At 63.9% G+C, this 10,295-nt stretch carries 11 protein-coding genes; 8 read left to right on the top strand and 3 right to left on the bottom strand.

The window, feature by feature from the left end; all coding sequences use genetic code 11:
- On the bottom strand, positions 1–567 hold a 567-nt coding region (locus AC0L25_RS19255; RefSeq protein ID WP_473596968.1), incomplete at its 3' end, for a sugar O-acetyltransferase.
- Between the two features lie 162 nt (positions 568–729).
- Here AC0L25_RS19255 and AC0L25_RS19250 point away from each other — a divergent pair.
- From AC0L25_RS19250 to AC0L25_RS19230, 5 genes are all read left to right on the top strand, one after another.
- Complete coding sequence (locus AC0L25_RS19250; RefSeq protein ID WP_473597010.1) at positions 730–1,191, top strand: DUF4126 domain-containing protein; 462 nt, start codon at positions 730–732, stop codon at positions 1,189–1,191.
- Entirely contained in the window at positions 1,188–2,564 is a 1,377-nt protein-coding gene (locus tag AC0L25_RS19245) for an FAD-containing oxidoreductase (protein WP_473596967.1), read from the top strand. Before AC0L25_RS19250 ends, AC0L25_RS19245 begins: the two co-directional genes overlap by 4 nt.
- 104 nt (positions 2,565–2,668) lie before the next feature.
- Positions 2,669–3,751: a M14 family metallopeptidase gene (locus tag AC0L25_RS19240; protein ID WP_473596966.1), complete on the top strand. Its 1,083-nt coding sequence runs from the start codon at positions 2,669–2,671 to the stop codon at positions 3,749–3,751.
- A gap of 262 nt (positions 3,752–4,013) precedes the next feature.
- Positions 4,014–6,203: an anthranilate synthase gene (locus tag AC0L25_RS19235; protein ID WP_473596965.1), complete on the top strand. Its 2,190-nt coding sequence runs from the start codon at positions 4,014–4,016 to the stop codon at positions 6,201–6,203.
- 28 nt (positions 6,204–6,231) lie between these two features.
- On the top strand, positions 6,232–7,161 hold the full coding sequence (locus AC0L25_RS19230; protein ID WP_473596964.1) for a cation diffusion facilitator family transporter: 930 nt from the start codon (positions 6,232–6,234) through the stop codon (positions 7,159–7,161).
- Between the two features lie 15 nt (positions 7,162–7,176).
- Here the strand turns inward: AC0L25_RS19230 and AC0L25_RS19225 are convergent, their stop codons facing one another.
- Together AC0L25_RS19225 and AC0L25_RS19220 are read right to left on the bottom strand one after the other, a co-directional pair.
- On the bottom strand, positions 7,177–7,386 hold the full coding sequence (locus AC0L25_RS19225) for an antitoxin (RefSeq protein ID WP_473596963.1): 210 nt from the start codon (positions 7,384–7,386) through the stop codon (positions 7,177–7,179).
- A 25-nt stretch (positions 7,387–7,411) separates the two neighbouring features.
- Positions 7,412–8,491, bottom strand: a complete 1,080-nt coding sequence (locus AC0L25_RS19220; protein ID WP_473596962.1) for a hypothetical protein — start codon at positions 8,489–8,491, stop codon at positions 7,412–7,414.
- 98 nt (positions 8,492–8,589) lie between these two features.
- On the opposite strand from AC0L25_RS19220, the gene AC0L25_RS19215 reads away from it, so the two are divergent.
- From AC0L25_RS19215 to AC0L25_RS19205, 3 genes are all read left to right on the top strand, one after another.
- Positions 8,590–9,027 carry a DsrE family protein gene (locus AC0L25_RS19215; protein WP_473597009.1) on the top strand — a complete coding sequence of 146 codons (438 nt, stop codon included), beginning with the start codon at positions 8,590–8,592 and terminating at the stop codon, positions 9,025–9,027.
- Positions 9,028–9,096: 69 nt separating this feature from the next.
- On the top strand, positions 9,097–9,897 hold the full coding sequence (locus AC0L25_RS19210) for an SDR family NAD(P)-dependent oxidoreductase (protein ID WP_473596961.1): 801 nt from the start codon (positions 9,097–9,099) through the stop codon (positions 9,895–9,897).
- A gap of 49 nt (positions 9,898–9,946) precedes the next feature.
- A complete protein-coding gene (locus tag AC0L25_RS19205) occupies positions 9,947–10,255 on the top strand; it encodes a putative quinol monooxygenase (protein WP_473596960.1) in 309 nt (102 codons plus the stop codon).
- The last annotated feature ends 40 nt before the right edge of the window (positions 10,256–10,295 follow it).

The raw sequence follows: 10,295 nt of genomic DNA, 5'->3' as shown, positions 1-10,295 counted from the left end.
ATTGTTTTCGCGGCGGCGCTTTCCGGGCGGGTTGGGTGTGCCGCTATTTGCGGTGTTTGCGGCAACTCCTGGGGCACCCCAACGGCGGGGCCCCCCCCCCCGCCGGCCCCCGATGCTGATCCCGCCGAGGATGACGGCACTGCCGCCGACCCAGGCATTGTCGCCGATCTCGACCGGCTTGGCGATCTCCAGCCCGGCCTGTCGACCGGCAGCCTCCTTGTGATGCTCGGCGCAGTAGATCTGAACAGCGGGGCCGAGCAGCGTTCCCTTGCCGATGCGGACTGGCGCCGTATCGAGAATGATACATCCGGCATTGAGGAAGACGCCGTCGCCGAGAAAGATGTTGAAGCCGTAGGCGCAGTGGAACGGCGCTTCGATCCGGGCGCCCTCGCCGACAGCGCCGAGCAGCGATTTCAGCGCCGGTCCGATGTTCCCACGTTGCCGGGGCGGCAGCGAATTGTGCTCGAACACCGCGTCGCGGGCCATGACCCGCATCGCCTCCAGCTCTGCGTCGAGGCAAGTGTACCACTCGCCTGCCGCCATTTTTACGCGCTCGCTTCTGTTCAAGGGCAATGCCCTCCTGTCTTACCCTGCTGTTTCAACGTGGTGCCAGGGCACAGTCCAAAAAATCGGGTAACGCCAGAGATCGCGGGCCTCTGGTCAAATGCCGATCCTATGCTAGCCTACCCCGGCTGGGCTATCCCAGGCCGTGTGATCGAGGGGTCAATGATGCTGTACATCCTTGCATTTCTGATCGGCGTCGTTGCCGGCCTTCGCGCCATGACCGCGCCTGCCGCCGTCGCCTGGGGCGCTTATCTCGGCTGGCTGCCGGTCGCCGGAACCTGGGCTGGTTTCATGGGCCACTGGATCACCGTCGGCATCTTCACCATTCTGGCCATCGCCGAACTGATCACCGACCAGTTGCCGTCGACGCCGAGCCGCAAGGTGCCGCAGCAGTTCGGCGCACGCATCGTCGTGGGCGCCTTCACCGGCGCGGTGATCGGCGCAACCGGCGGCGCCACCATCGGCGGCCTGATCGCCGGCGCCATCGGCGCGGTGATCGGCACGCTGGGCGGCGCCGAGTTGCGCAAACGCCTGGCCATCGCTCTCGGCAAGGACCGGCCCGCCGCTCTCATCGAGGACGCGGTGGCGATCATCGGCGGCCTGCTGATCGTGGCGGCGGTGGCATGACGGCAAAGACATTCGACGCGATCATCATCGGCGCCGGACAGGCCGGCCCGCCGCTCGCCGGCCGGCTGACGGCGGCCGGCATGAGCGTGGCGCTGATCGAGCGAAAACTGGTCGGCGGTACCTGCGTCAACACCGGCTGCATGCCGACCAAGGCCATGGTGGCCAGCGCCTATGCCGCGCATCTTGCCCGCCGCGCCGCCGACTACGGCGTGACGCTCTCCGGTCCGGTCGGCGTCGACTACAGGGCCATCAAGGCGCGCAAGGACAAGGTGTCGAACGACGCCCGCGGCAATCTCGAAAGCTGGATTGCCGGCATGGACACATGCACGCTCTATCGCGGCCATGCACGCTTCGTCACCGCCAACACGGTGCGCGTCGGCGATGATCTTCTGACCGCCGAAAAAATATTCCTCAACATCGGCGGCCGCGCCTCGGTGCCTGACCTGCCAGGCGTCAACAACATTTCGTTCCTGACCAACTCATCGATGATGGATCTCGACGTGCTGCCGCGCCATCTGGTCGTCGTCGGCGGCAGCTACGTCTCGCTCGAATTCGCGCAGATGTTCCGCCGTTTCGGTTCGGAGGTCACGGTGATCGAAAAGAGCCCACGGCTGATCGCTCGCGAGGACGAGGATGTCTCGGCCGCCATCCTGTCCATCCTCGAAAACGAAGACATCACAGTCCATCTCGGCGCCGACGACATCAGCTTTGCCAGAAAGGGCAACGACATTGCCGTGACTTTTTCTGCCGGCAAGGCGCCGGCGATCGGCTCGCATGTGCTGCTGGCAGTCGGCCGGACGCCCAACACCGACGATCTCGGCCTCGATAAGGCCGGCGTCGAGGTCGACAAACGCGGCTTCATTGTCGTTGACGACCAGTTGCGCACCAGCGTGCCCGGTATCTGGGCGATGGGTGACTGCAACGGCAAGGGCGCCTTCACCCACACCTCATACAACGATTACGAGATCGTCGCCGCCAATCTGCTCGACAACGATCCGCGCAAGGTGAGCGACCGCATCGAGGCCTATGCGCTCTATACCGATCCGCCGCTCGGCCGCTGCGGCATGACCGAGACAGCGGTAAGAAAGTCCGGCCGTCGCGCGCTGGTCGCCCAGCGGCCGATGACCCGCGTCGGCCGTGCCGTCGAGAAAGGCGAGACGCAAGGTTTTATGAAGATCCTGGTCGACGCCGACACCAAGGAAATCCTCGGCTGTTCGGTGCTCGGCCCCGGCGGAGACGAGGCGATCCACTGCGTGCTCGACCTGATGTACGCCAAGGCGCCGGTCAGCACGCTCGCGCGGGCAACCCATATTCACCCCAACGTCTCGGAACTTCTGCCCACCATCGCCCAGGAGTTAAAGCCGCTGGCATAGCCCGACGTCGTGGCAGTGCTGTTGCGCCCATAGCGCGGGAAGCTGGACCAATCGACAGCGCAGCGTCGAAGGGGCATGCCTCTCGCCTCTTGATGGAGGACGATATGCAGAAATCGATCGAGCGCATTGCCGGCGACAGCGAGGGCGTTTCCTACGAATTCCCAGTGTTCCGCTTCGAAGGGTTCCGCTTTGACGGCAGCGACAAGGCCGCACCTTCGGCTTATCTGCAGGCCGCACTGCATGCCGGCGAACTGCCGGGCGTCGTCGCCATCGATGCGCTGATGCCGATGCTTGAAAGGGCCGAAGCCGAAGGCCGCATCAAGGGCAATATCACCATCGTACCCCAGGCCAATCCGATCGGTCGCGCGCAGTATCTCTACGGCGAGCACCAGGGCCGCTTCCATCTGGGGACGCGAACCAATTTCAACCGGGGCTTTCCGCTGCTGGCCGCGCCGGACACGACGCTCTTGCCGGCGCATGGCACGGTCGACCAGCGGCTGAAGACCCGGCTGCTGCAGCTCTCCATCGGCCACGACATCGTCCTCGACCTGCACTGCGACGACGAGGGGCTTGCCTATCTCTACGTCCACACCAGCCTGTGGCCGGCCATGGCGGATTGTGCGGCGGCCATGGGCGTCGATGCGGTGGTCCTGTGGGATGAAGATACCGACGGCACCTTCGAAGGCGCCTCGATCATACCGTATCAGAACGTCCCTGCCGATGTGGCGCGGTTCGACCGGCGCGTCGCCACCACGGTCGAGTATCGCGGCATACTCGATGTCGATGGCGCTCTGGCCGGCTCCGATGCGAAAGGGCTCTATCGGCTGCTGGTGGCGCGCGGCGTGATCCTGGATCAGACGCTGCCCACGCCCGGCAGCTTCACCGGTCCCAATTCTTTCACCGGTATCGTCGCACCGCTCGAAAACATCGACATGATGCCGGCGCCCCGCGCGGGCGCGGTCCTCTACAACGTGAAGCCCGGCGACCGTGTGGAAAAAGGCGCGTTGCTCGCCACCATCGTCCATGCGCCAGGTGAGTCCGACGGCCGCACCCAGGTGTTCGCGCCTCAGGCGGGCATCATCCTGACACGGCGTTCCCGACGCATCATCCGCGCCGGCGAAGATCTGCTGAAGCTGGTCGGCGACAGGAAGAGCGCCGATGCAAGGTCGGGGACGCTGGAGGACTGAGGGCTCAAGCGCTTCGCCATGCTCTTCATTGAATCCAGTTGCGCGGTCCTCCAATCGCCGCTATTGGAATCGCCATGAACATGCGCTCGATCAAGACCGTTTGGTGGTGGGCTCGCTGACAGCGGCCTGTTCGAACGCGTGCGCGTGAAAATAGAAGGTGGCCGCAACGGAATGTCCGGGCGGCCATTTGTTTTTTTCAAGCCATGCCCCGGGTCCGTTGCCCCAAGACGCTGATATAGCCAAGACGCTGATGGAGACGGCAATGACGACGAAAATTCTGGAGAACGGGGCGGAGCGCTTCGTCACCGCGGGTGGCGTGACGATTACCCGCGAGCGCCATGACCGGCCTTATGAAGGCGCGATCGACGGTTATGTCGACGGGCTGAATTCACGCCGTGGCGCTGTGTTTTCCTCGAATTACGAATATCCCGGCCGCTACACGCGCTGGGACACCGCCATCATCGATCCGCCGCTGGTGATCTCGGCGCGCGGCCGTGCCATGCGCATCGAGGCGCTGAACAGCCGTGGCGAGGTGCTTCTGCCGGTGATCGGCAAGGCGCTTGGCGGCCTTGACGACGTGACGGTCGCCGAGATGTCGAGAAAACTGATCCGCCTCGACGTGGCCAAGCCCGGCCGTGTTTTCACCGAAGAGGAACGCAGCCGCGTTCCCTCCGTCTTCACCGTGCTGCGCGCCATCACCGCTTTGTTCAAAACGGAGGAAGACGCCAATCTCGGCCTCTACGGCGCCTTCGGCTATGATCTCGCCTTCCAGTTCGATCCAGTCGACTACAAGCTCGAGCGCCAGCAAAGCCAGCGCGACCTTGTGCTGTTCCTGCCCGACGAGATCCTGGTCGTCGACCACTATTCGACCAAGGCCTGGACCGACCGCTACGACTATTCCGGCGACGGGTTTTCAACGGAAGGATTGCCACGCGACGAAATCGTCGAGCCGTTCAGGACCGCCGACCGCATCCCACCACGCGGCGACCATGAGCCGGGCGAATATGCCAATCTGGTGCGCAAGGCGATGGATTCGTTCAAGCGCGGCGACCTGTTCGAGGTGGTGCCCGGCCAGATGTTCTACGAGCGCTGCGAGACGCCGCCCTCCGACATTTCCCGCAAGCTGAAGACCATTAACCCCTCGCCCTATTCGTTCTTCATCAATCTCGGCGAAGGCGAATATCTGATCGGCGCCTCGCCCGAAATGTTCGTGCGCGTCAACGGCCGCCGTGTCGAGACCTGCCCGATCTCCGGCACGATCAAGCGCGGCGACGACGCCATTTCCGATTCGGAGCAGATCCTGAAGCTGCTCAATTCGAAAAAGGACGAATCCGAGCTGACCATGTGCTCGGATGTCGACCGCAACGACAAGTCGAGGGTTTGCGACCCAGGCTCGGTGCGCGTCATCGGCCGTCGCCAGATCGAGATGTATTCGCGGCTGATTCATACCGTCGACCACATCGAGGGGCGGCTGCGCGAAGGCATGGACGCCTTCGACGCGTTCTTGTCGCATGCCTGGGCGGTCACGGTCACCGGCGCGCCGAAATTATGGGCTATGCGCTTCATCGAGCAGAACGAGAAGAGCCCGCGCGCCTGGTATGGCGGGGCGATCGGCATGGTCAATTTCAACGGTGACATGAACACGGGCATGACGCTTCGCACCATCCGCATCAAGGACGGCATCGCCGAGGTGCGCGCCGGCGCCACGCTGCTCTTCGACAGCATCCCCGAGGAAGAAGAAGCCGAAACCGAACTGAAGGCATCCGCCATGATCTCCGCCATCCGCGACGCCAAGTCTGGCAATGCCGCCGATACCGAACGCGCCACCGCACGCGTCGGCGACGGCGTCAACATCCTGCTGGTCGACCACGAGGACTCCTTCGTCCACACGCTGGCCAACTATTTCCGCCAGACCGGCGCCAACGTCTCGACCGTGCGCACACCCGTGCCGGACGAGGTCTTCGACCGACTGAAACCCAACCTGGTCGTGCTGTCACCCGGCCCCGGCACACCGAAGGACTTCGACTGCGCCGCCACCATCAAACGGGCCCGCGCGCGCGACCTGCCGATCTTCGGCGTCTGCCTCGGCCTGCAGGCGCTGGCCGAGGCCTATGGCGGAGAGCTGCGGCAGCTGCACGTTCCGATGCATGGCAAACCGTCGCGTATCCGGGTGTCGAAGCCGGGCATCATCTTTTCCGGGCTGCCCAAGGAGGTGACGGTCGGCCGCTATCACTCGATCTTCGCCGATCCGGTTCGGCTGCCCGATGGCTTCGTCGTCACGGCCGAGACGGAAGAAGGCGTCATCATGGCCTTCGAGCACAGCAAGGAGCCGATCGCTGCGGTGCAGTTCCACCCGGAATCGATCATGACGCTCGGCCACAATGCCGGTATGCGCATCATCGAGAACATCGTTGCGCATCTGCCGCGCAAGGCTAAGGAAAAGGCGGCTTAGCTCCGGTTTCGGCGGCCGGAAGCAATCAATGACTGCAATTGATCCCAAAACCGCCGCCAAGCGCAAGGTCGCCCGCCTCGCCTTCTGGTCGATAGTCGTCGCTTTGGTCGTGCTCGGCCTGAAGCTGGCGGCCTGGTACGTCACCGGTTCCGTGGCGCTCTATTCGGACGCGCTGGAATCGATCGTCAACGTCATTGCCTCGGCCGCCGCCTACTGGGCGATCCAGGTCAGCTACAAGCCGGCCGACCAGGATCATCCCTTCGGCCATCACAAGGCCGAATATTTCTCGGCTGTTCTGGAGGGCGTGCTGATCGTGCTGGCAGCCCTTCTGATCCTCAACGAAGTGTGGTGGTCCCTGCGGCATCCCGCCCCGCTAGAACAGCCCTGGACCGGCCTAGCCATCAACGGCGTCGCGACAGCGATCAACGCCTTCTGGGCCTTGACACTGATCCGTGCCGGCCGTGCCGAGAAGTCGCCGGCACTGGTCGCCGACGGCAGACACATCATGACCGACGTCGCGACCTCGGTCGGCGTGTTCATCGGTCTGGTCGGCGCCGTGCTCACCGGCTGGCAAGTCCTCGATCCAACTCTTGCTGTCATCGTTGCGCTGAACATCCTGTGGCAGGGCTGGCACGTCATCGGCTCGTCGATGAACGGTCTGATGGACCGCGCCGTCGACACGCAGGAGCACATGCACATCCGCGACATCATCTCGGCCAATTGCAAAGGCGCGCTGGAAGTCCACGATCTGAAGACGCGGATTGCCGGCCGCGCCACCTTCATCGAGTTCCACCTGGTCGTCGACGCCGACATGTCGGTGGGCGCCAGCCACGTCATCTGCGACCGCATCGAAGATGCGCTGAAGGCCGAAAACCCCTCGGTGCGCGTCACCATCCACGTCGAGCCCGACGACGAGGCAAAACTGCCCAAGGGCACGACGGCCGTGCCGTTCGCGTGAGGCGATTCACTAGATCTATGTCGGCCGTTCTAAAGCTGCCTCGACAAAGTCGTCGTCAAGCGGCCCGGTCACCTGGTCGAGCCAGGCCCAATCCCGCGCAAGCGGCTCGAGGATAACCGCCCGGCCTTGGCGGCGGATCGAAACCTCCGCGGTTTCGAAACGAAATTCCTTGGGCAGACGCACCGCCTGCGAGCGGCCTGACCAGAACACCTTTGCCTTGTCCATTGGCATCCTTTCTGGCCACAAAATCTCAACGCGCGCAGGCGGATTGCGGCATCGGCTCCAGCCGGTAGACCTTGTCGTCGGATGCGGTCTCGCCTTCCGCCGTCTTCGAGCATAGGTCGATGATCGGCAGGCTGCTGTTGGGATTGGCCAGCATCATCGTGCCGTTGGCGCCGCGACGCAGATAAATCTCCCTGGCTGCGATGTCGCAGGAAAAGTCGCTCGTCCTCGCGCTCGCCACACAGCGCCACTGGTCCGCTTCGCCTTCACAACTGTAGCTCTGCGTAACCTCCGCGGCCTTATGGCGCGTGGTGACGGAGACGGCGATATCGGCACCGCTTGGCCAGTTTGCCGGATCGCCTTCCTTGGCGAAGGAGGCCAGCTCGACCGGGCCCCGGAAAACCCGGATGGTGTGGGTAAGCTGATCGGGATGCGAGCCGAGATGCGCGGCATCGTAGTCGCGCCCGTAGCAGAACGGCTGGTCCGGTTTCAGCCGCTTACGCAGCGGTGCTCCCAGCGCCGGATCGACCGGATCGATGCGCGCAAATTCTGCCTTGCAGGTCTGCGCCGGCATGCGGTCGAGCCAAAAGCCGTCGTCTTCCGTGCCGAGTGCCTGCTTGGCGTATTCCTTCTCGCCCAGTTCATCCTCGGCGCCGGCATCGAGATAAAGGTTGCGATGCACACCGGAGACGATCAGCCGGCCTTTTTCATCGACCTTCAGTAAGGCCATGGTGCGGTCGCATTCCATGCCGCAATGGATCTCGCCCGACTGCGGATCATTCTTGCCGCACCAACCGCCGACCCATTCGGGCCTCTTGGCGCCGCGCACCGTTGTCGCCATGAAGCCGTTGTAGCCGGACGGAGCGCTGCTCGGCTCCTCGTTCGGGTGGCTGACCGGATCGTTGCCATAGTAGAAGAAAATCCGCCCCACCTTCTGGTTCGGATGTATCTTGAGATGCGCGGCATCGTAGATGCGCCCGAAACAGGCATCCTTGCCGTCCGGGCTGAGTTCGGTGAGCTTAGGCGTATCGTCGGCAAGGGCGGTGCCGGCAACAGCGGCAAGCAAGGCGACAGCAAGTCCGGCGCCCACAATGGTCTTCGATGTCATGTGCCCCTCCTCGCCCGACAGGACGTGACTTCAATTTATGCTAGGATCGAGGCCGAAGCCACGCAATTTGCGAGGACTGCATACTGGAGAACGACATGATGCGACGCCGCGATATTTTCCGCGTGGGACTTGCCGGAGCCGCTGGCCTTTTCGGGCTGCGCCAAGTCAAGGCGGCGGCCGTGGAAGAGGAAAGGCAAAAGGTCGCCTATCACCTCAGCGACCTCGACAAGGTCGGGTTCGTGCTCGGCAATATCAAGAACCACTATGAGGGCACCGGCGGCAAGGTCGACATCGTGCTGGTCGTGCATGGACCGGCACTCGCCGCTTTCAGGTCGAAGACCGCGTCAGCTGCCATCTCCAGCCGTTTTTCCGGCCTGGTTCGCGACGGCCTGACCCCGCATGCTTGTGCCAACACCATGCAAGGCATGGAGGTTGCGCTCACCGATCTCCTCGATGGCTTCCATGCCGCCGAGAGCGGCGGCGTCGTCAAGCTCGCCGAATTGCAGCGCCAGGGCTACGCCTATTTGCGTCCCTGAGCCGCTACGGACTTGAACATTGGGGCGGCGACGCCCTACGAGGAGTAGGTAGAGTTCGGAGGAATAGACGTGCCAGCCACCACAACCACCCTTGTTACCCCCACCCTGGTCATCCCCGACCTCGCCGGCAAGGCGGTCTTGATCACCGGCGCTTCGACTGGCATCGGGGCGGCACTTGCACTGGCCTACGCCGCGCAGAAATGCCGCGTCGCGCTGCATTACAATTCAAGTCTGGCAGCTGCCGAAAACCTGGCCGGGACCATCCGCAACGGCGGTGGCGAGGTATTCCCAGTCCAGGGCGATTTCTCGATCCCCGCCGATGTCGAGCGCGTCGTCGAGGACAGCGCGCAATACTTTGGCCGGCTCGATGGCCTGGTCAACAATGCCGGCGGCATGCTCGGCCGCGTGCCTTATGCCGAACTGACCGAGGCGCGTTACGACGCGGTGATGGACCTCAACGCCCGCTCCGTGCTGACCGCATCGCGCAAGGCGATGCCATGGCTGAAGCGCCAGGGCGGCTTCATCGTCAACACCTCGTCGATCGCTGCACGCAACGGCGCCGGCGGCGGCGCCGGCCTTTATGGCTCGGCCAAGGCTTTCGTCTCCAATGTGACCCGCGGCATGGCCAAGGAACTGATCGGCTTCAACGTCCGCGTCAACGCGGTGGCGCCGGGCACCATAGCGACGCCTTTCCATGAGCGCTATTCCAGCGAGGAGCAGATGAAAGGCATGGTGGCCACCATTCCGCAGGGCCGCGCCGGCACGCCCGAGGATTGCGTCGGTGCCTATCTGTTCCTCTCGTCCGCTCTGTTGAGCGGTTACATCACCGGCCAGGTGATCGAGGTGAACGGTGGCCAGTTGATGCCGTGAGCGGCGACCTGCATACTCCCGGTTGCATCATCTCAACGGAGCAAGGCGAATGTACGGATTGATCGGCAAGATGCGGGCGACGCGCGGCCAGCGCGACGCAATGATGGATGTCCTGCTCGCCAGCACCGGCGCCATGCCAGGCTGCCTGAGCTACATCATCGCCACCGATCCGGCCGATGCCGACGCGATCTGGGTGACCGAGGTGTGGACCGACCAGGCAAGCCACAAGGCTTCGCTGCAACTGCCGGAAGTCCAGGCCGCGATCGCCAAGGCGCGGCCGATCATCGCCGGCTTCGAATTCCAGGTCGAGACCCGGCCGGTAGGCGGCTTCGGCCTGCCCGCCGTCAAAACCAGCTGACGCCTGGGCTGACGCATTTTTCACCGCCGCCGGGGTTCGC

The organism is Mesorhizobium sp. WSM4813 (genome assembly GCF_055811555.1).
Note: the sequence above shows the minus strand (reverse complement) of the source record. Positions and strands in the feature narration are given on the sequence as shown.

What these genes read in the sequence shown, in the direction of transcription:
- AC0L25_RS19250 (WP_473597010.1), top strand. Translation starts at nt 730, where the DNA reads ATGCTGTACATCCTTGCATTTCTGATCGGCGTCGTTGCCGGCCTTCGC.
- AC0L25_RS19245 (WP_473596967.1), top strand. Translation starts at nt 1,188, where the DNA reads ATGACGGCAAAGACATTCGACGCGATCATCATCGGCGCCGGACAGGCC.
- AC0L25_RS19240 (WP_473596966.1), top strand. Translation starts at nt 2,669, where the DNA reads ATGCAGAAATCGATCGAGCGCATTGCCGGCGACAGCGAGGGCGTTTCC.
- AC0L25_RS19235 (WP_473596965.1), top strand. Translation starts at nt 4,014, where the DNA reads ATGACGACGAAAATTCTGGAGAACGGGGCGGAGCGCTTCGTCACCGCG.
- AC0L25_RS19230 (WP_473596964.1), top strand. Translation starts at nt 6,232, where the DNA reads ATGACTGCAATTGATCCCAAAACCGCCGCCAAGCGCAAGGTCGCCCGC.
- AC0L25_RS19225 (WP_473596963.1), bottom strand. Translation starts at nt 7,386, where the DNA reads ATGGACAAGGCAAAGGTGTTCTGGTCAGGCCGCTCGCAGGCGGTGCGT.
- AC0L25_RS19220 (WP_473596962.1), bottom strand. Translation starts at nt 8,491, where the DNA reads ATGACATCGAAGACCATTGTGGGCGCCGGACTTGCTGTCGCCTTGCTT.
- AC0L25_RS19215 (WP_473597009.1), top strand. Translation starts at nt 8,590, where the DNA reads ATGCGACGCCGCGATATTTTCCGCGTGGGACTTGCCGGAGCCGCTGGC.
- AC0L25_RS19205 (WP_473596960.1), top strand. Translation starts at nt 9,947, where the DNA reads ATGTACGGATTGATCGGCAAGATGCGGGCGACGCGCGGCCAGCGCGAC.